Source organism: Pseudomonas sp. BRG-100 (assembly GCF_000737955.1).
In the GTDB taxonomy this organism is placed as follows: Bacteria; Pseudomonadota; Gammaproteobacteria; order Pseudomonadales; family Pseudomonadaceae; genus Aquipseudomonas; species Aquipseudomonas synxantha_A.
Window position 1 is genome coordinate 4,584,868 of sequence record NZ_JPRX01000001.1, and the last position, 20,161, is coordinate 4,605,028.

General features: G+C 59.3%; 18 protein-coding genes and 1 pseudogene. 11 read left to right on the plus strand and 8 right to left on the minus strand.

Translation table 11 applies throughout. The annotated features are described in order from the left end of the window. Positions 1-104 precede the first annotated feature (104 nt). Positions 105-869, minus strand: a complete 765-nt coding sequence (locus JH25_RS29425) for a methyl-accepting chemotaxis protein (protein WP_371920269.1) — start codon at positions 867-869, stop codon at positions 105-107. Positions 870-962: 93 nt separating this feature from the next. After that, positions 963-1,994: pseudogene (locus JH25_RS29430) on the minus strand (HAMP domain-containing protein); the annotation flags it as partial. A gap of 205 nt (positions 1,995-2,199) precedes the next feature. On the opposite strand from JH25_RS29430, the gene JH25_RS07020 reads away from it, so the two are divergent. Continuing rightward, positions 2,200-3,678 (plus strand): helicase HerA-like domain-containing protein, encoded by a 1,479-nt coding sequence (locus JH25_RS07020; RefSeq protein WP_032879689.1) that lies wholly within the window; start codon positions 2,200-2,202, stop codon positions 3,676-3,678. A gap of 3 nt (positions 3,679-3,681) precedes the next feature. On the opposite strand, the gene JH25_RS07015 is transcribed toward JH25_RS07020, so the two are convergent. Then, positions 3,682-4,137 (minus strand): DUF721 domain-containing protein, encoded by a 456-nt coding sequence (locus JH25_RS07015; protein ID WP_005790949.1) that lies wholly within the window; start codon positions 4,135-4,137, stop codon positions 3,682-3,684. A gap of 306 nt (positions 4,138-4,443) precedes the next feature. Between JH25_RS07015 and secA the strand changes: the two genes are divergently transcribed. The 3 genes from secA (at position 4,444) to JH25_RS07000 (ending at position 9,485) form a co-directional block, all read left to right on the plus strand. Continuing rightward, positions 4,444-7,179, plus strand: a complete 2,736-nt coding sequence (secA, locus tag JH25_RS07010; protein WP_032879692.1) for a preprotein translocase subunit SecA — start codon at positions 4,444-4,446, stop codon at positions 7,177-7,179. A gap of 124 nt (positions 7,180-7,303) precedes the next feature. After that, a complete protein-coding gene (gene argJ, locus JH25_RS07005) occupies positions 7,304-8,521 on the plus strand; it encodes a bifunctional glutamate N-acetyltransferase/amino-acid acetyltransferase ArgJ (protein WP_005790945.1) in 1,218 nt (405 codons plus the stop codon). A gap of 19 nt (positions 8,522-8,540) precedes the next feature. After that, complete coding sequence (locus JH25_RS07000; protein WP_032881235.1) at positions 8,541-9,485, plus strand: Nudix family hydrolase; 945 nt, start codon at positions 8,541-8,543, stop codon at positions 9,483-9,485. 118 nt (positions 9,486-9,603) lie between these two features. Here JH25_RS07000 and JH25_RS06995 read toward each other — a convergent pair whose 3' ends face one another. Genes JH25_RS06995 through JH25_RS06985 form a run of 3 tightly spaced genes read right to left on the minus strand, consistent with a single transcriptional unit; the run spans position 9,604 to position 13,185 of the window. Further along, on the minus strand, positions 9,604-10,182 hold the full coding sequence (locus JH25_RS06995; protein ID WP_005790941.1) for a cob(I)yrinic acid a,c-diamide adenosyltransferase: 579 nt from the start codon (positions 10,180-10,182) through the stop codon (positions 9,604-9,606). 2 nt (positions 10,183-10,184) lie between these two features. Beyond that, entirely contained in the window at positions 10,185-12,221 is a 2,037-nt protein-coding gene (locus tag JH25_RS06990) for a sensor histidine kinase (protein ID WP_032879693.1), read from the minus strand. A gap of 46 nt (positions 12,222-12,267) precedes the next feature. Then, a complete protein-coding gene (locus JH25_RS06985; protein ID WP_032879694.1) occupies positions 12,268-13,185 on the minus strand; it encodes a putative 2-dehydropantoate 2-reductase in 918 nt (305 codons plus the stop codon). A 123-nt stretch (positions 13,186-13,308) separates the two neighbouring features. Here JH25_RS06985 and JH25_RS06980 point away from each other — a divergent pair, with 123 nt between their 5' ends. Next, entirely contained in the window at positions 13,309-13,794 is a 486-nt protein-coding gene (locus JH25_RS06980; RefSeq protein ID WP_003193880.1) for a YajQ family cyclic di-GMP-binding protein, read from the plus strand. Between the two features lie 136 nt (positions 13,795-13,930). Then, positions 13,931-14,773: a mechanosensitive ion channel family protein gene (locus JH25_RS06975; RefSeq protein ID WP_032879695.1), complete on the plus strand. Its 843-nt coding sequence runs from the start codon at positions 13,931-13,933 to the stop codon at positions 14,771-14,773. 181 nt (positions 14,774-14,954) lie between these two features. On the opposite strand, the gene JH25_RS06970 is transcribed toward JH25_RS06975, so the two are convergent. Then, positions 14,955-16,250 carry an OprD family porin gene (locus JH25_RS06970; RefSeq protein WP_032879697.1) on the minus strand — a complete coding sequence of 432 codons (1,296 nt, stop codon included), beginning with the start codon at positions 16,248-16,250 and terminating at the stop codon, positions 14,955-14,957. Positions 16,251-16,992: 742 nt separating this feature from the next. On the opposite strand from JH25_RS06970, the gene JH25_RS06965 reads away from it, so the two are divergent. Continuing rightward, the gene (locus tag JH25_RS06965) at positions 16,993-17,418 is read left to right on the plus strand and encodes an HIT domain-containing protein (RefSeq protein WP_032879698.1); all 426 of its coding nucleotides are present in this window, start codon (positions 16,993-16,995) and stop codon (positions 17,416-17,418) included. Positions 17,419-17,421: 3 nt separating this feature from the next. Next, a complete protein-coding gene (locus tag JH25_RS06960) occupies positions 17,422-17,628 on the plus strand; it encodes a SlyX family protein (protein WP_005790924.1) in 207 nt (68 codons plus the stop codon). A gap of 74 nt (positions 17,629-17,702) precedes the next feature. On the opposite strand, the gene JH25_RS29275 is transcribed toward JH25_RS06960, so the two are convergent. Continuing rightward, the gene (locus JH25_RS29275) at positions 17,703-18,305 is read right to left on the minus strand and encodes a cold-shock protein (protein ID WP_005790922.1); all 603 of its coding nucleotides are present in this window, start codon (positions 18,303-18,305) and stop codon (positions 17,703-17,705) included. Positions 18,306-18,733: 428 nt separating this feature from the next. Here JH25_RS29275 and JH25_RS06950 point away from each other — a divergent pair, with 428 nt between their 5' ends. The 3 genes from JH25_RS06950 (at position 18,734) to JH25_RS06940 (ending at position 20,134) form a co-directional block, all read left to right on the plus strand. Next, the gene (locus JH25_RS06950; protein WP_003193874.1) at positions 18,734-19,207 is read left to right on the plus strand and encodes a Dps family protein; all 474 of its coding nucleotides are present in this window, start codon (positions 18,734-18,736) and stop codon (positions 19,205-19,207) included. Positions 19,208-19,388: 181 nt separating this feature from the next. Beyond that, a complete protein-coding gene (locus JH25_RS06945) occupies positions 19,389-19,742 on the plus strand; it encodes a ribbon-helix-helix domain-containing protein (protein WP_032803701.1) in 354 nt (117 codons plus the stop codon). Between the two features lie 170 nt (positions 19,743-19,912). Beyond that, positions 19,913-20,134, plus strand: coding sequence for an FmdB family zinc ribbon protein (locus JH25_RS06940; protein WP_003193872.1), 222 nt, complete (start codon positions 19,913-19,915; stop codon positions 20,132-20,134). The last annotated feature ends 27 nt before the right edge of the window (positions 20,135-20,161 follow it).

The following is a 20,161-nucleotide window of genomic DNA, read 5'->3' on the forward strand; positions in this document are numbered from 1 at the left end:
AGATGTTCGGTTTAGATTCGCAGGATGAAGGTGGCGGGAGCGGACAAATGCACTGTGTAGGAGCGAGCTTGCTCGCTCCTACAGGTGGATTAAGGTGGGGGACCTCAGATCCGGAAGCTACCCACCAATTGCTTCAGACGCGAGGCCTGTTGTTCCAGGTCCGAGCAGGCGCGCAGCGTCGATTGCAGGTTTTCCACCCCTTCCTGATTGAGGGTGTTGATCTCGGTGATGTCCATGTTGATCGACTCCACTACCGAGGTCTGTTCTTCAGTGGCGGTGGCGACCGACTGGTTCATGCCGTCGATCTCGCCAATGCGCTGGGTCACGCTGTTCAAGCGCTCACCGGCCAGGTTGGCGATTTCAACGCTGTCCAGGCTGTGACGCTGGCTTTCACTCATGGTACTGACCGAATCGCGCGCGCCCACTTGTAGCTCCTCGATCATCGTTTGCACCTGTTGCGCCGATTCCTGAGTGCGATGGGCCAGGTTGCGCACTTCATCGGCCACCACCGCAAAGCCACGCCCGGCTTCCCCGGCGCGCGCCGCTTCGATGGCGGCGTTGAGCGCCAGCAGGTTGGTTTGCTGGGAAATGCTGGTGATCACTTCCAGGATCTGGCCGATATTCACTGTTTTGTTGTTAAGTGCTTCGATATTGCTGCTGGAGGCGCTGATCATGCTCGATAACTGCGTCATTGCCTTGATATTGCGCTCAACCACTTGCTGGCCGTCTTCAGCCAAATGCCGGGCGTCGCTGGCCTGATTGGAGGCTTGCGCAGCGTTGCGCGCGATCTCTTGGGCGGCGGCACCCAATTGGTTGATGGCGGCGGCGACGCTGTTGGTGCGGTTGGCCTGTTCGTCGGAGTTGACCATCGACGAATTGGAGGCGCTGACCACGCGCAGCGCCACTTCATTGACCTGCTCGGTGGCTGACGAGACTTCGCGAATCGAGGTGTGGATGCGCTCCACGAAGCGGTTGAAGGCCGTACCCAGGGTGCCGAACTCATCGTTGTTCTGGATGACCAGGCGCCGGGTCAGGTCACCCTCGCCGTCGGCGATGTCCTGCATGGCCCGGGTCATCAGGTGCAACGGCTGTAGCAGCACGCGGATCAACATGCCCAGCAAGGCGATGATGATCACCACCGCGATGATCGTGGCGATCACGGCTGATGTACGGAACTCACTGAGCATGGCGAACGATTTGGCTTTATCCACCGAAACACCCAGGTACCAGTTCACCGATGGCAGACCCTTGATCGGGGTAAACGTCACGATGTTGGTTTTGCCGTTGGCTTGTACTTCGCTGAAGTCGCTGCTGATCTTCGGCGTGTCCTTTGGATACACGTCAGCCAGGGTCTTCATCACCAGGGTTTTGTCCGGGTGCACCAGCACCTTGCCGTCGGCACTGACCAGGAATGCATAACCCATGCCGCCGAAATCCAGCGCGCCAATGTTATCCACCAGGGTTTGCAGGCTCAGGTCGCCGCCTACCACACCGATACTTTGGCCCCCCTTGGCGCTGGGGGTGGCCACGGAGATGATCAGTTGCCCGGTGGCCGCGTCTATATAAGGTTCGGTCAGGGTTGAGCCATTGCTGGCCTGGGCGCCCTTGTACCAGGGGCGAACACGCGGGTCGAAGCCGTCGGGCATCTTGGTGTCAGGGCGAATGGTGAAGGTGCCCTGGCTGTCACCCACGTAGGTCGCCATGAACGAAGACGTCAGCGCTTTCTGTTCCAGCAGGCTGGCAACCACGGACGGTTCAGGATTGATGGCAATGTTTTGCGCAGCGTTTTCCACCAGGGCGATACGCCCGGTGAGCCAGGTCTGGATATTGCTGGCGGTAACGTCGCCCATTTCGTGCAGGTAGTTATTGAGGTCGTCACGAATCGCATTGCGCTGCAGGTAGTCGTTGTAAAGGGTAAACAACGCGAAGGCGGCGATGACGATAAGGGAGGCTGCAAGCAGGATCTTGTGGCTGAAGCGCAGATTTTTATTCATGGCTTGTAGGGTCCGCTAAGGTCTTAATATCCGAGGCGCGTCCTATAGGGGAGGCGCAAAATGGCAGCGTTAAAAAAGGTGTGGTATTTCTGGTGATAGCTCCGTTGGTCCATATCGGAATTATCTGACCATTTTTTAGTCTTTGTCGGGCTTACATCCGTCTATATCGACCTCGCGGCACTAAAGATTAACCATAGGTGACGAAATGCCTGACTCCACACAACTGCTTATCGGTGCCGGCCTTGACGGCCAGCCCATCGCCCAGTCCATGCGCCTGGCCAACCGTCACGGGTTGATCGCCGGCGCCACCGGCACCGGCAAGACCGTCACCTTGCAGCGCCTGGCCGAAGCCTTCAGTGATGCGGGCGTGGCGGTGTTCGCCGCTGACATCAAGGGCGACCTCTGTGGCCTGGGCGCCGCCGCCAACCCTCAGGGCAAAGTGGCCGAGCGCATTGCCGGTATGCCGTTCCTGGATTACACGGCCCAGGCGTATCCGGTCACCCTGTGGGAAATCCACGGGCAGTCCGGCCATCCGCTGCGCACCACCATCAGCGAAATGGGCCCGTTGTTGCTCGGCAGCTTGTTGGAGCTGACTGACAGCCAGCAATCGGCGCTCTATGCGACCTTCAAGGTGGCCGACCGCGAAGGTCTGTTGCTGCTGGATCTCAAGGATCTCAAGGCACTGCTCAATCACCTGCGCTATCACCCGGAGCTGCTGGGTGACGACGCGGCGTTGATGACCACCGGTTCCAGCCAGGCGCTGTTGCGGCGCCTGGCGGTGCTGGAGCAGCAGGGCGCCGAAGCCTTGTTTGGCGAGCCGGCCCTGCAACTGGAAGATATTCTGCAACCGGCCAGCGATGGCCGCGGGCGCATTCATCTGCTCGATGCCAGCCGGCTGGTGCATGAAGCGCCGAAGGTCTACGCGACCTTCCTGTTGTGGCTGCTGGCAGAGTTGTTCGAGCAATTGCCGGAGCGTGGCGATGCCGACAAACCGCTGCTGGCGCTGTTTTTCGACGAGGCGCATTTGCTGTTCGCGGATACGCCAAAAGCCTTGCAGGAACGTCTGGAGCAAGTCGTACGCTTGATCCGCTCCAAAGGCGTCGGCGTGTACTTTGTCACCCAATCGCCGGGCGACTTGCCGGATACGGTGCTGGCGCAACTGGGTTTGCGCATTCAGCATGGTTTGCGCGCGTTCACCGCCAAAGAGCAGAAATCCCTGCGGGCGGTGGCCGACGGTTTCCGGCCCAACCCGACCTTCGATACCTTGTCGGTGCTCACAGAGTTGGGGACGGGTGAGGCGTTGGTGGGAACCTTGCAGGAAAAGGGCACCCCGGAAGTCGTCCAGCGCGTACTGGTTGCTCCCCCGCAATCGCGGATCGGACCGCTCAGCACAGCAGAGCGTGCGGCGTTGGTCGCCAGTTCGCCGCTGTTGGGCCGCTATGACAAGCCGGTTGACCGGGAGTCGGCCTATGAAGTGCTGATGGCTCGCAAGGAACTTGGGCCCACCGAGGAAACCGCACCGACCGCCGAAGAACCGAGCTTTACCGACAAGGCCGGTGCATTCCTGGGGACTACTGCCGGCAAGGCGCTGAAGTCAGCCATGCAGCAGGCGGCCAATCAAATGGGGCGCCAGTTGGTGCGTGGCCTGTTGGGCTCGTTGCTGGGCGGCAGCAAACGCAAGTAGTGTTCAGGCTTTGGGCCGGGCATGGGCGGCCAGCCGTTCCAGGGCTGCGCGCAAGCCTGGGTCGCTGATCCCTTCGGCGGTTGCCTGGAGGGTTTCGGCCGCATTTTCCGACAGGTCCATCGTATGCCCCACTGCGCCTTGCGGCACGGTGGGCGGCTGTACCTTGAACTGAATGCGCGTCAAACCGGCGAACTCGTCAAAGACCATCAACTGGCGCTGCAAGCGTTTTTGCTGATAGCGCAAGCGTGTGGCCCAATGGCCATCAGTGACAATTAATAGCAGATTGCCTTCTCGCCAGGACGCCACATGACAATGCTCACGTGCGGCCGGTTGCAACTGGCTTTCAAGCAGGCGCTGCAAACGGCCCAAGCGTTGCGCATGGCCAAAGATGGCTTTCAACGGCTTGGCTTCGCGAAGCAACACGCCGGGAGCGCGGGCTGTAAGAGGGCGAAATGCCATGTTTAGACACCTTAGGTAACAGAGCGGTTATCTTACCAGAAAGCGCCGGTACGCCCCGCGGCCATGCCTTGGCTGGGCTTTACCCATGAAATCAATAAGTAACTTCTGCGCTCTATGGGTTGAAGTTCGCGCAAAAGCCCTTATTTTAAACAAGCCCTCTCATAGCGCCGCGCCTGCATCGGGAAACAACGTTACTTTCCTCACCCACGATTCCGGGTAGAATGCGCGTTCGCAATGCGGCCGTGAGGGCTGCTCGGGCCACTCACGGTGCGCCCTCCATCCCTATGTGTGGAAGAACCTGCCGATATGTTTGCGCCTTTGTTAAAGAAACTTTTTGGAAGCAAGAATGAGCGCGAAGTCAAACGCATGCTCAAGACGGTGCAGCTGGTCAATGCCTTCGAGGAGCAGATGGTTGCTCTGTCGGACGAGCAATTGCGCGCCAAGACCCAAGAGTTCAAGGCCCGCATAGCCAAAGGTGAAACCCTCGACAAGCTGCTGCCCGAAGCCTTCGCGGTCGCCCGCGAAGCCGGTAAGCGCGTTATGGGCATGCGCCACTTCGACGTCCAGTTGATCGGCGGCATGACCTTGCATGAAGGCATGATTGCCGAAATGCGTACCGGTGAAGGCAAGACCCTGGTGGCAACCCTGGGCGTTTACCTCAACGCACTGTCCGGCAAGGGCGTGCACGTTGTGACGGTGAACGACTACCTGGCCCGCCGGGACGCCAACTGGATGCGCCCGCTGTATGAATTCCTCGGCCTGACCGTCGGCGTGGTAACGCCGTTCCAGCCGCCGGAAGAGAAGCGCGCTGCCTACGCCGCCGATATCACCTACGGCACCAACAACGAATTCGGTTTCGACTACCTGCGCGATAACATGGCGTTCAGCATGGAAGAAAAATTCCAGCGTGAACTCAACTTTGCCGTGATCGACGAAGTCGACTCCATCCTCATCGACGAAGCCCGTACGCCGCTGATCATCTCCGGTCAGGCCGAAGACAGCTCGCGCCTGTACACCGAGATCAACAAGTTGATCCCGCGCCTGGAGCAGCACATCGAGGAAGTCGAAGGCGTGGTGACCAAAGAAGGTCACTTCACCATCGACGAGAAGACCCGCCAGGTCGAACTCAACGAAGCCGGTCACCAGTTCGTCGAAGAGATGCTGACCCAGATCGGCGAACTGGCCGAGGGTGAAAGCCTGTACTCCGCGCACAACCTGGGCCTGTTGACCCACGTGTACGCCGGCCTGCGCGCCCACAAGCTGTTCCATCGCAACGTCGAATACATCGTGCAGGACGGCCAGGTCGTGCTGGTTGACGAACACACCGGTCGTACCATGCCCGGTCGCCGTCTGTCCGAAGGCCTGCACCAGGCCATCGAAGCGAAGGAACACCTCAACATCCAGGCCGAAAGCCAGACGTTGGCGTCCACCACCTTCCAGAACTACTTCCGTCTGTACAACAAACTGTCCGGCATGACCGGTACGGCCGACACCGAAGCGTTCGAATTCCACCAGATCTACAACCTGGCCGTGATGGTCATTCCGCCGAACAAACCGTTGGCGCGTAAAGACTACAACGACCTGGTGTTCCTGACTGCCGAAGAGAAATACGCGGCGATCATCAACGATATCAAGGACGGCATGGCCAAGGGCCGCCCGATCCTGGTGGGTACCGCCACTATCGAAACTTCCGAGCACGTGTCCAACCTGCTTAACAAGGAAGGCATCGAGCACAAGGTACTCAACGCCAAGTTCCACGAAAAGGAAGCCGAGATCATTGCCCAGGCCGGTCGCCCTGGCGCGCTGACCATCGCCACCAACATGGCCGGTCGTGGTACCGACATCCTGTTGGGCGGCAATTGGGAAGTGGAAGTGGCCTCGCTCGACAACCCGACCCCTGAGCAGATCGCCCAGATCAAGGCTGACTGGCAGAAGCGCCACCAGGCCGTGCTGGAATCCGGCGGCTTGCAGGTGATCGCCTCCGAGCGTCACGAATCGCGCCGTATCGACAATCAGCTGCGTGGCCGTGCCGGCCGTCAGGGGGACGCCGGTTCCAGCCGTTTCTACCTGTCGCTGGAAGACAGCCTGATGCGCATCTTCGCCTCTGATCGGGTGAAGAACTTCATGAAGGCCCTGGGCATGCAGTCCGGTGAAGCGATCGAGCACCGCATGGTGACCAACGCCATCGAGAAAGCCCAGCGCAAGGTCGAAGGCCGCAACTTCGACATTCGCAAGCAACTGCTCGAGTTCGATGACGTCAACAACGAACAGCGTAAAGTGATCTATCACATGCGTAACACGTTGCTGGCCGCCGACAATATTGGCGAGACCATCGCTGACTTCCGTCAGGACGTGCTCAACGCTACCGTCAGCGCCCATATCCCGCCACAGTCCCTGCCTGAACAGTGGGATGTTGCCGGCCTGGAAGCCGCGTTGAAGAGCGACTTCGGTGTCGACCTGCCGGTTCAGCAATGGCTGGACGAAGACGACCACCTGTACGAAGAAACCCTGCGCGAAAAACTGATGGCCGAACTGCTGGCCGCGTACAACGAGAAAGAAGAGCAGGCGAGTGCCGAAGCACTGCGCACCTTCGAGAAGCAAATCGTGCTGCGCGTGCTGGATGACCTGTGGAAAGACCACCTGTCGACCATGGACCACCTGCGTCACGGCATCCACCTGCGCGGTTACGCCCAGAAGAACCCGAAGCAGGAGTACAAGCGCGAGTCGTTCACGCTGTTCTCCGAGCTGCTGGATTCGATCAAGCGCGATTCGATTCGCGTGCTGTCCCACGTTCAGGTGCGTCGCGAAGACCCGATCGAGGAAGAGGCACGCCTGCGTCAGGAAGCCGAGGCGCTGGCTGCGCGCATGCAGTTCCAGCATGACGAGGCTCCGGGCCTGGACGCGCCTGAAGCGTTGGGCGAAGAAGTCGACGTGGCCCTGGCTCAAAGCCCGGTTCGCAATGATCAGAAACTGGGCCGCAACGAGCTGTGCTTCTGCGGTTCGGGCAAGAAATACAAACACTGCCACGGCCAGATCGAATAAGATTTTCGCCTGACGCTGCAACACCCCTGCGCCGCGACCGGCACCAGCCGTCGCGGCGTTTTGCCATTAATTCCCACCGTCGATAGCGACGGCACAGACATCATCTATTTCAAGGAGCGCATACATGGCTGTTGGTCTTGGTCCTTTGCCCACATTGCACCCGGTCGCCGGTTTTGAACTCGGTATCGCTTCGGCCGGCATCAAGCGCCCGGGGCGCAAGGATGTGGTAGTGATGCGCTGTGCCGAAGGCTCGACCGTGGCAGGTGTATTCACCCTCAACGCTTTTTGCGCCGCGCCAGTGATCCTGGCCAAGCAGCGGGTGGCCGGGTCGATTCGCTACCTGCTGACCAATACCGGCAACGCCAACGCCGGCACCGGCGAGCCTGGCCTGGTGGCGGCTGCGCGCACCTGCGCCAAGCTGGCGCAACTGGCCGGCGTGGACGCCAGCCAAGTGCTGCCGTACTCCACCGGCGTGATCGGTGAGCCGCTGCCAGTGGAAAAAATCGAAGGCGCCCTTCAGGCTGCGCTGGATGACCTGTCTGTGGATAACTGGGCGGCTGCGGCCACCGGCATCATGACCACGGACACCTTGCCAAAAGGCGCGAGCCGCCAGTTCGTGCATGACGGCGTGACCGTCACCGTGACCGGTATCAGCAAGGGCGCAGGCATGATCCGTCCGAACATGGCCACCATGCTCGGTTATATCGCCACCGACGCCAAAGTCTCCCGCGATGTGCTGCAGCGCCTGATGCTCGATGGCGCCAACAAGTCGTTCAACCGCATCACCATCGACGGCGACACTTCCACCAACGACTGCTGCATGCTGATCGCCACTGGCCAGGCCAACTTGCCGGAAATCACGTCCACCGAAGGCCCGTTGTTTGCGGCGTTGAAACAGGCCGTGTTTGAAGTGTGCATGGAGGTGGCCCAGGCCATCGTGCGCGACGGCGAGGGCGCGACCAAGTTCGTCACGGTTGAAGTCAATGGCGGCGGCAACCATCAGGAATGCCTGGATGTGGGTTACACCGTTGCTCACTCGCCGCTGATCAAGACCGCACTGTTTGCATCGGACCCGAACTGGGGGCGTATCCTGGCCGCCGTTGGCCGTGCCGGCGTGCCGGACCTGGACGTGAGCAAGATCGACGTGTTCCTGGGCGACGTATGCATCGCCAGCCGCGGTGCCCGTGCCGAAACCTACACCGAAGCCCAGGGCTCGGCGGTGATGCAGCAGGAAGAAATCACCATCCGCATCGAACTGGGCCGCGGCGAGTGCAGCGAAACCATCTGGACTACCGACCTGTCCCACGAATACGTGAAGATCAACGCGGAATACCGTACCTGATACCAAGAGGAAACTGGTGGTGAAACGAGTGCATGTAGCAGCAGCGGTGATCCGCGGTGTCGACGGCAGGATCCTGTTGGCGCGCCGTGCCGATACACAGCATCAAGGCGGCCTCTGGGAATTTCCCGGCGGCAAGGTGGAGGCCGATGAGTCGGTCGCCACGGCCTTGTCCCGTGAATTGCAGGAAGAGCTGGGCATCCAGGTCACCACGGCGCGGCCGCTGATCAAGGTGCAGCACGACTACCCGGACAAGCAGGTATTGCTGGATGTCTGGGAAGTCTCGGCTTTTACCGGCGAGCCTCATGGGGCCGAAGGGCAGCCGTTGGAATGGGTGTCGCCGCGGGACTTGCTCAACTACGAGTTCCCGGCGGCGAATGCGCCGATTGTTGCTGCTGCGCGCCTGCCGGCCGAGTACCTGATCACCCCCGGTGAGCTGGAAACCCCGATGTTGTTGCGCGGTATCCAGAAGGCCATCGCTGGTGGCATCAAGCTGGTTCAACTGCGTGCGCCCAACGGTTATGACCCCAAATACCGCGATCTGGCGGTGGATGCGGTTGGCTTGTGTGCCGGCAAGGCACAACTGATGCTTAAAGGGCCGTTCGAATGGCTGGGGGATTTCCCTGCCGCCGGCTGGCACATGACCTCGGCGCAACTGCGTAAGTATGCGAGCAAAGGCCGACCGCTGCCGAAGGATCGCTGGTTGGCGGCTTCTTGCCACAACGCCGAAGAGCTGGCACTGGCAGAGATGATGGACGTGGACTTTGTCACGCTGTCGCCGGTACAGCCGACCCAGACGCATCCGGATGCGCAGCCTTTAGGTTGGGAGCAGGCGGCGCAGTTGATCGCCGGGTTCAGTAAGCCGGTGTTTCTGCTGGGCGGGGTTGGGCCTGCGCAGCGGGAGCAGGCCTGGGAAGCCGGAGCGCAAGGCGTGGCTGGGATTCGGGCGTTCTGGCCGCAGGTTTGATGTTGCGCTGACGGGCCCTATCGGGAGCAAGCCCCCTCCCACACTTGAATGTATTCACAATTCAAAATGTGGGAGGGGGCTTGCTCCCGATGAGGTCTTGCCAGTCACCCGATAAATCTCAGTGTGGCTTGGCAGCCGCCTGCCACAACACTTCAGCAACACCTTGGCGCCGGGCAATCACCCTGGCCGCCACAAACAGCAAGTCCGACAACCGATTGATATACGCCAATCCCACGCCTTCCAGCGGCTCCAGCGCATTCAGGTGCTGACACCGCCGCTCCGCACTGCGCGCCAGGCTACGACACACATGGGCTTGGGCGATCAACGCCGAGCCGCCAGGCAGGATGAAGTTCTCCAGCGGCCCAACCTCCTCATTCCAGCGATCAATCGCCGCTTCCAGCCGATCCACTTCCGCCGCATTCAATGCCTTGTACACCGGCATCGCCAGCTCGCCGCCCAGGTCGAAAAGGCGATGTTGGCAAGGTGTGAGCACCTCAATCACATCCATTAGCGCCGGATGCTTGCCGCTTTGCTCTTCAAGGTTGGCCAGCAGCAAGCCCAACTGGCTGTTCAGCGTATCCACCTCGCCAATCGCCTCCACGCGTGGGTGGTCCTTGGGCACGCGGCGGCCGTCGCCGAGGCCGGTCTCGCCCTTGTCGCCGGTACGGGTGTAGATCTTCGACAGGCGAAAGCCCATGGTCAGTTCTCCAGTTGGGTAAGTTCAGTGGGGGGCAATTGGCTGCCGGCAAGCGGCAGGCGCAAGGTAAAGCACGTGCCCTGGCCCAGGGTGGAATGCACTTCCATCTGGCCCTTGTGGTTGTTGGTAATGATGAAATACGACACCGACAGCCCAAGCCCGGTGCCCTGGCCGATTTCCTTGGTGGTGAAGAACGGCTCGAACGTGCGTTTGCGCACGTTTTCGCTCATGCCGATGCCGTTGTCTTCCACCTGGATTTCTGCCCACGGCGGGTTGAGGCGGGTGCGCAGGATAATGCGCCCCGGTTCGCTGTCGTCTTCACGCAGGTGAATGGCCTGGGCGGCGTTCTTCAGCAAATTGAGCAGCACTTGTTCCAGCTCGTTGGCGGTGCCGGGCACGGGGCCCAGTTGCGGGTCGAACTGGCGGATGATCGCTTGGCCCTTGAAGTCGAAGCCGATGGTGAGGTCGAAATCGTTGCCGGCAATTTCCACGGCCTGGTCGATCAAGGCCGGCAAGTCGCAGGGGGCCATCTGGCGATTACTGCGCCGGCTGAAGCTGAGCATGTGGGTGACGATTTTCGCGGCGCGGGCGCCAGCTTGCTGGATGCCGTCGAGCAACTGCGGGACTTCGCGGCCTTGCAGGTAGCGATTGACCGTGTCCAGTTCAATCCCCACTTGTTCGGCGAGCTCCAGGTTCTTGGGCAGGTCGGGGGACAGGCGGCGGCGAATGTTCTGCACGTTATGCAGGATGGCGCCCAGAGGGTTGTTGATCTCATGGGCCATACCGGCCGCGAGGCCGCCGACCGAGAGCATCTTCTCAGATTGCACCATCATTTCTTCCAGGGACAGGCGCTGGGTGATGTCGTCGATCCGGATCACCACGCCGCGCCCGGCACCGCCCATCAATGGATAGAACGTCAGGGCGTAATGCTTGGGCTCGTCGTCCTTGATCCAGGTGACCCGTTCTATCCGCTCCACCGAGTGTTGCTCCACCGTTGCCTTGATTTGTGGCAGGTACGGCTTGAGGGGCTGGAAGGCCAGAAAGATCGGCTGGTTCAGGGCTTCGTCCAGGCGCGTGCCGGAGAGAGCAGTGGCTTCCTGGTTCCACTGAGTGACGTAGAGCTGTTCATCCAGGGCGATCAGCGCCGAGGGCATCGAGTCGATGATGCTGTTGAGGTAGTTCTGGAAACCGGTGAGTTTTTTCTCGATCTTGCTGCGCACCTGAACTTCCAGTTCGAGCTTGCGGTTGGTATGCCGGGTTTCTTCGGCCAAACCCTGGGCCTGGTCGTAGGCGGCCTGGGAGTCGTCGCGGGCGCGCTTGAGTTGCTGCTCGCGGGCTTCGATACGCGACAGCATGGTGTTGAAAGCTTCGGCCAGGCTGCCGATTTCATCATGGTTGCCAGGCCCTGCGCGCAGGGCGTAGTTCTCTTCGCGGGTGACCTGGCGCGAAAGCTCTTCCAGTTCATGGATGGGGCGGGTAATCAGGCGTTTGATCTGCCGGGCGATGACCAGCCACAGCAACACACTGAAGATCAGGATGCCCAGGCTCGCGGTCAGCGTGCCGGTATAGAAGGCCACCGGCAGCTCACTTGTGGCCACCAGCAACAAATGCCCGGAAGGCTGGTTGCCACGGGGCAGGGTGATGACCTGGTTGCTGCGAAACTCGGTAACACGCCACGCTTCAATATGCCGGTAGTGGTCCGGCAGGTGCAGGCGGTCGCCGTGTTGCATCTGCGCCAGGCGGTTGCCTTCGCCGTCATACAGGGCGGCGGCGCGCAACGGTGAATAGCTGGTCAGTTCGTTGAGCAGTGCCTCGGCCTTGGCCGGGGATTCAAGCGCCTGTTCGGCAAGCGACGGGTTGGACACCAGCCGACCGATGGCCTGCAAGGCCTGGGGGGCCATGCTTTCCTGGGAGATCCAGTAAGCAGCGCTGATAAACGTCAGGTTGGCCACCAGCAATACGGTGGTCAACAGTACTAGCAGGGCCGCCAGCAGTTTCTGCCCTACCGGTAGATTTTCAAGACGCTGGCGCAGTGGCATCAGGGGGTTCCCAGGTGATAGACAGGTAGGCAGGGTAGCGCGTGCCTCAGTCGCTGGCCAATCCGCGTGCGAGCAAATGCGTCACCAGGCGCGTGTGCACCTGTTGCAGATGCGGCACTGCCAACTGATGGCGGGCCGCGGCCTGGCAAGCGTAGCCCAGCAGGTAGCTGATCTCGGTACGTCGGGCGTTGGCGACGTCCTGGTACATGGAGGAATAGTTGGCGGCGGTGGCCTGGATTACTCGCTCGACTTCGCTGTGCAAGTCCTGTGCAGCCGCAGGCTGGCCGCAGCGCTCCAGCAGTTCGGCCAGCTCGGCGCAGAGCGTGGCGACCTCGCAGTGGTGGGCGCTTAAACCGCCGTTGCGGCAGTGGTACAGCACGGTCAGTGGGTTGATGGCGCAATTGAGCGCGAGCTTGCGCCACAGGCGGGTCAGGATATCGGTGGCCCATTCATGGGGAATGCCCGCCGCTTGCAGATCATCCAGCCACAGCGGTGGGGTGGGATGGCTCGCGTCACCCAGCCAAGTGTAGCCATGGCCGGCGAATACCACGCGCCAATCGCCATCGCGAAATGCACCTTCAGTGCTGGAGGCAAAGATGCAGCGCGCCGACGGCCATTGCGCAGCCACCGCGTCCTGGCTGCCGAGGCCGTTTTGCAGCAGGATCAATTCGGCGTCCGGCGCCAGCCGATGCTGCAACTGGGCGATGGCGCTTTGAGCGTCGTAGGCTTTGCATGCTACTAGCAGACGCCGAATCGGCTCCGGGTTGTCAGGCGTTTCGCCGATGACCGGATAAGTGTGTTCCACACCGCGTTCCACCAAGGTCAGCCCTTGGCTGGCGCGATAGCTGGCCAGGCGCGCCTGGTTACGAAGAATCAGCCTGACGGGCACGCCGGCGCGCGCCAGTCGCGTGGCCCAGAGGGTGCCCAGGCTGCCGGCGCCAAGAATATGCCAGGGGGTCGACATCAGTGTGTGCTCCATAAGGTCGCCAGCGGTGAACGGCGCGAAAGAACCGCTATAATGCCCCGGAATTTTAGCTCGGGCGCGCTCCATCTCTACTGAGCCCGCCCCTCATATTGGAGAAATCACATGCCTTCGTTCGACGTGGTATCTGAACTGGACAAACACGAAGTCACCAACGCCGTCGAGAACGCCGTCAAGGAACTGGACCGTCGCTATGACCTGAAAGGCAAGGGCAGCTTCGAATTCAAGGAAAAGGAACTGACCGTCAACCTGACCGCTGAAGCCGATTTCCAGCTGGAAGCGATGATCGAGATCCTCAAGCTGGCCCTGGTCAAGCGCAAGATCGACGTGCAGTGCCTTGAAGTCAAGGACGCCTATGCTTCCGGCAAGCTGATGAAGCAGGAAGCCGTGCTCAAGGAAGGCATCGACAAGGAACTGGCGAAGAAGATCGTCGCCCACATCAAGGACGCCAAGCTCAAGGTCCAGGCCGCCATTCAGGGCGAGCAGGTTCGCGTCACCGGCAAGAAGCGCGATGATCTGCAAGAGGCTATTGCGGCCCTGCGTGCCAAGACTTTCGATATGCCGCTGCAGTTCAATAACTTCCGCGACTGATGGCACTTTGGGGAACCTGTGGGTGTTTTTGACGTCCCACGCCCCAGAATCAGTGCCTACAATTGAGCCCTTCGGGGCTCAATTGCGTTTTCAGGCAGTCAATAGAGCCCTATCGCCGCACCACAGGAGAAAGTAGATGGATTTGAACGCTGAAATGGATCACCTGATCAAGACCTCTCAGTCTTGGATCCCCATGATCATGGAATATGGCAGCCGGGTATTACTGGCAGTGATCACCCTGGCCATTGGCTGGTGGCTGATCAATGTCTTTACCCATCGTGTAGGCCGTTTGCTGGCCGTGCGCAACGCCGACCTGGCGCTGCAGCACTTCGTCACCAGCCTGGCGAACATTGCGCTGAAAGTCATGCTGATCGTCAGCGTGGCCTCGATGATCGGCGTGGCAACCACCTCGTTCGTCGCCGCTATCGGTGCGGCAACCCTGGCGATCGGCCTGGCATTGCAGGGCAGCCTGGCGAACTTCGCTGGTGGTGTGCTGATTCTGCTGTTTCGTCCGTTCCGCATCGGTGACTGGATCGAAGCGCAGGGCACCTCGGGTACCGTCGATAGCATCCAGATCTTCCACACCGTGATCCGTACCGGTGACAACAAGACAGTGATCGTGCCGAACGGCATCCTGTCCAACGGCATCATCACCAATACCAACCGCCAGCCGACCCGCAAAGTAGTGTTTGATGTGGGCGTGGACTATGAAGCCGACCTGCAAAAAGCCCGTGAGGTGTTGCTGGAGTTGGCCAAAGATCCACGCGTGCTGGCTGATCCTGCGCCTGTAGCGGTGGTCTCGACCCTGGGTGATAGCTCCATCACCGTTTCCCTGCGTTGCTGGACCAATACCCCGGATTATTGGGACGTGATGTTTATGTTTAATGAACTGGCACGTGACCGTTTGAAAGCGGCAGGGATTGATATTCCGTTTCCACAACGGGTTATTCGCGTGATGCAGGAAAGTGCGCCGAAATAACTTGGCGTACTGCTATCGAAGTTGGCCGAAAGGTCAGCTTTGACAAGCTAGTTACTTAGCTTGCTAGTTGTTTTCGGGATGAAATAAAACTGCAATAAAAAAGCCGCTCCCTGTTTAAACAGAGGAGCGGCTTTTTGTTTAAGGCCGAGGCCTCAAGTCATCGTTGTAATTAAACCGGCAATTACAAGATGTTCAGCGGGTACTGTGCGATCAGACGCAGTTCGTCCAGAGACGGCGATCCGTAGACGTTATCCGAGGAGCGATAAGTCGCTTGACGTAGACGTAGGCTCAGATCTTTGGCCGCACCGCTTTGGATCACATATTTAGCCTCGATATCGCGCTCCCACTCTTTGCCGTTGCTAGTGAGGTTGGTGTTGGCGCCGCTACCTGTTACGTAACGAGTCATGAAGCTCAGGCCAGGAATACCAAAGGTCGCCATGTTGATGTCGTAGCGAGCTTGAAACGACTTCTCGCCTTCAGCGTTGAAGTCGGAACGGGCGATGGAGTTGGCCAGGAAAACCGTGCCGCCGCCGTCTACGCCGTAGCCATACTGGCCGTCGCCGCTGACCTTTTGGGCTGCGAGGGTAAAGGTGTGAGCGCCAATGGTGTACGCACCTTGCAAGCTGAACGCACGGTTGTCGAGTTTGGTAGTACCGTCTTTATCAGCACGTACCAGGCCTGCGCCGTCGCTCTTGGTGTCGTAGATGTTGAAATCGACCGCCACGGACTGGTCATCGCTAAGCGCATGAGTCCAGTTCACGTTGGCGTAGAGCTTCTTCCAGTAGTCTTCGACCTTCGAGTAGTAGAGGCTGGTGGTGAACTCTGGAGTCCAGGCGTAAACGCCACCCACGAAATTGGCGTCTCGCAGGCCGCGGCTTGAGCCTGGCTCGGAGCTGGAGATACTGTCCCTGTAGGTTTGGTCCTGAGCAACAATCGACGTGAAGTGACCGGCTTCCAGTTTCAGGTCTTTGATTTCGTTGCTGGTGATGGAGATGCCTTGCGGCAGTTCCGGCAGCAAGCGGCTGTCATCCGAGGCAAAGACGGGGGCGGTAGTGTATTGATCGCCGACTTTCAGCACTGTGTTAGAAATGCGAAATTTTACTGCGGCGCCACCTTTAGAGTATTCATCCTGCGCGCGGCCATCGGAGCCGTTAGGGAACAGTCCAGTGTTCGCGCGGCCCTTGCCGCTGTCCAGTTTGATGCCCATCAAGCCGATGACATCGACACCGACACCGATGGTGCCTTGGGTGTAGCCCGAGCTGAATAGGCCGTGGAAACCTAGGCCGGTCTCTTCACGACGGCTCTGGCCGGAATCGTTGTTACGGAAGTCACGGCTGAAATAAAGGGTACGAGTCAGAATGCTGGCCGTACTGTCCTCAATAAAGCCCTTGGAATCGTCCTGGGCGGACGCCATTGCGAACTGCGAGGTGCCTGCTGAAACAGCCAGGGCGATCATGCTCCACTTCATCACGCGCATCGTGATTTGCTCCTTTGGTTTTAGGAAGAGTACTGCCGTCCCACCTGTATTTTTATCTGGGCGGCTCTTTCTTTTTGTGTCGGCGCAAAGTTATCTCACGCAGACCCTATTGACGATACTTACTCAACTATCCTTTCAGCTTCTTTACGAGGCTGTCGTAAATCGCTAGATCCATGTCGCAAATTCACAGCCAGAAATGTATCCAGGCTGACAACTTCAATGCTGTTTTTCAGACTTCTTTCAAAGTTTGAACACTTCCTTGATACACACTGAAACGCCGCTACTTTTATCGCGAAACACCTGCTTCCAGACGGGTGCCGTTGCCGACGATACGGGGGTGAATGCAACAAGCGTGCTCAAACGGGCGACCGAATGTCATTTTTTCGTGAAAAACGTGATGGGAATGTAAAAACCGCATAAGCACGGGCCTCTTACGCCGTTTGGTTTGGGCTTGACGTCCAGGGTGTTACCACTGTCGGGTGCCCCGCAAAACCTTCACTTGGGTAAAACGTTACCGGTTCACCCCCATCAGTGGGTAATTGGCGGATCCCTTTGACGCACGAGTGGGTCATTTTGGTGCGTGCCCTAAAGGCCCGGTCTAGCGTAGATCAACTGTTTTTCTGCCTCCAAAAGGTGCATTTTTTCACCCGCCCGCCTCAACAGTGCCAGGATTGGCCGTGAAGCCTTGGGCGTTCAAAGGTATGCTGGGCGCCTGTCCCGACCTGCCGAACGGAGTGCCCACGTGTTCGCCTTAGATCAACGCCTGCAACAAGATACCTTGGCCATTGGGGACTTCCCGCTCTGTCGCCTGCTGCTGTCCAATGACGCCAATTACCCCTGGTTCATTCTGGTGCCACGCATCGACGGTATCAGCGAAGTGTTTCAACTGGATGTCGCAGATCAACAAACCTTGTGGCAAGAAACGACGGCCCTGGCGCAACTGCTTAACGAGGGGCTGGCCGCTGACAAGATGAACATCGGTGCGCTGGGTAACGTCGTCAGCCAATTGCATGTGCATGTGATCGTGCGCAAACGCGATGACGCGGCCTGGCCGGCGCCGGTGTGGGGCAAGCATCCGGCCCGGCCCTATACCCAAGAGCAAGTGGCGGCGATTCGCGCTCGATTGCGTGCGCTGTTGCCTGCCGACTTCATCTTTACCCAGGACTGAATCATGGACCTGCAAGAGCGCGTTACCGACCTGGAAAGCCGCCTGGCCTTCCAGGACGACACCATCGAGACCCTCAACGACATCCTGGTCACACAGCAGCGGGCGGTTGAACGCCTGCAATTGCAAATGACGGCCTTGCTCAAGCGCCAGGAAGAAATGGGCGGCCAGTTCGAGTCATCTGAAGAAGAAGCGCCGCCGCCGCACTATTGAAATGCACAGGCCATAAAAAAACCGCGATCCAGCCAACGCCGGATCGCGGTTTTTTTTGCTGCGAAGGCTTGGGATCAGCGACGCGGCAGGGCAGCGATGACGTCTTCGGCTTGCAGGCCCTTGTCACGGTTCATCACCGAGAACTCCACGCGCTGGCCTTCGACCAGCACGCGATGGCCTTCGCCACGGATAGCCCGGAAGTGGACGAAGATATCGTCGCCCGAATCGCGGGAAATGAAGCCGAAGCCTTTGGAGGTGTTGAACCACTTGACGGTACCGGTATCCCGGTTGGTCATGTCGTAGTTTTGCGACGCGGCCGCCGGAGACGAACGGTAGAAGCTGATGGCCAGGTGAAGAACAATGGCAACCACAGCAATCACCAGGCTGAGCAGGATAGCCGGATGGCCACCCACTTCAGGCATAGGCGCCAAAAGGGTGAGGGTTTGAACAACAACAGTCAGCACCAGCAGCGCACTGACCAGGTTTTGCAGTTGATGACGCGTGCCTTTGTTCCAGTAAGGGATTACCGGTGCGAGCGTCAGGTTAAGAAGGCCGAACAAGGCCAGGTACAGAGCGTCATGTTGTTGCAGGTAGGGCAGGCTTTCAGGCTGCAGGCTCGGGATAAAGGACAGCAGCAAAGCTGCAACGCCCGTTAGCAGGTGGACGATTTTCAACATTTTGATTAACTCACGTTAAGACGGATCACAAGGAAGAGCTGACTGGCACGGTTCGCTTCTGAACAATGGGAGGCGTTGAGCACGTGCGCGGGTATCAGCCTATGTGAAGTGCCGCAGGAATAAACGGCAGCCACACGGCGTCTATTTAACAGCAAAGGCTGTGCCTACTCAAATCAAGCATTTCGGGGTGTTGCGACGGCAACGGCATTTGTGCAGCAAACGCTTGTCCTAGACAGGTGCAGGATTTTTTGGCGGGCGTTGCGAGACCGTTCCTACGGCTAAAAAGGCTTGCCAATTCGCGAGTTGCAAGCGATGCGGGGCGATTTGCCGCAGGTCGCCTGGGTGTGACGGGCTGCATGCGGCTCGCTCTCTTGCTAGAGTGGTCCTGCACCTGATCAATGAATACTCGTCAATTGAAGGGGAAAAACATGGCAATCGATATTGGTATCAGTGAAGAAGACCGTAAGTCCATCGTCGACGGACTTTCACGACTGCTGTCCGATACCTATGTTCTGTATCTGAAGACCCACAACTTCCATTGGAACGTCACAGGCCCCATGTTTCGTACGCTGCACTTGATGTTCGAGGAGCAGTACAACGAATTGGCGCTGGCGGTGGACTCCATTGCCGAGCGCATCCGTGCCCTGGGCTTCCCGGCGCCGGGCGCCTATTCAATCTACGCCCGCCTGTCTTCGATCAAGGAAGAGGAGGGTGTGCCGAGCGCCGAAGAGATGATCAAGCAACTGGTGGCCGGTCAGGAAGCGGTTACGCGTACCGCCCGAGGCATCTTCCCGCTGCTGGACAAGGTCAGCGATGAGCCGACGGCCGACCTGTTGACCCAGCGTATGCAGGTACACGAGAAAACCGCGTGGATGCTGCGTTCGCTGCTCGAAAACCAGTAACTGTCAAACCCGGGCGGCGCTGTTTCAGCGCTGCCTGCTTGTTTCCCTGCGCTTCCTGGCGTTGTCCTACGACTAACGACTCCCCGTCTTCTGGCTGCTGCACGCTGGGTGCTGTTTTATAGGCCCATCGTTCAATGGGAGAAGCCCATTGGCTGCTGTTTGGCAATGGAGTGTCGGGTGTATGTCACGTGGAATGGGTAAAGGAGTGATGGAAACCTGTGGTTTTCACAAGATAAAGGTCGACCCTTTTGCAAAAGGGTTCGATATGGGGCTGGCCAAGCCCTTGTCGCGGTCGGTCAGGCTCAATGGGTTTTCGACCTGCCTGCGGCTTGAGCAGATCTACTGGAACATCCTGACGGAGATCGCCAGGATCAATGCCTGTTCGGTCAGTGCCTTGTTGTCCTATGTCGATCGGGAAGTGCATTTGCGTTACGGAGGCGTGAAGAACTTCAGTGGGCTGGTGAGGGTGGTGTGCGTGGTTCACGTGCTCAAGGGCCGGGTTGCTCCCGCCGCTGAGGGCACCTTCGCGTCGTAGCCCGGCGGCCCTGGGCCCGGCCTTCATCCTTGTGGGCCGGCCCCGGGGCAGAAAGCCGGCTGCGCTGTGTCGATTTACCAGATATAATCCCGCGCTTTGCTGCGCATGCCGGGGCTTTATGCACAGGGCAGGGCGTGGCGCTGTAACGATCTGATCGCCGAGACATCTCCATGCCCATGTACGACTATCAATGCGCTTCCTGTGGTCACCAGTTGGAAGCCATTCAGAAGATCAGCGCAGCGCCGCTGGTCGATTGCCCTGCCTGCCAGGCACCTGAGTTGAAGAAGATGTTGTCCATGCCGGGCTTCCGCCTGAGCGGCAGCGGCTGGTACGAGACTGATTTCAAGACCGGTGCCAAGAAGAACCTGGCCGGCGGCGACAAAGCAGACTGAGTTGAACTCTACGCGCAGGCTCCTGCA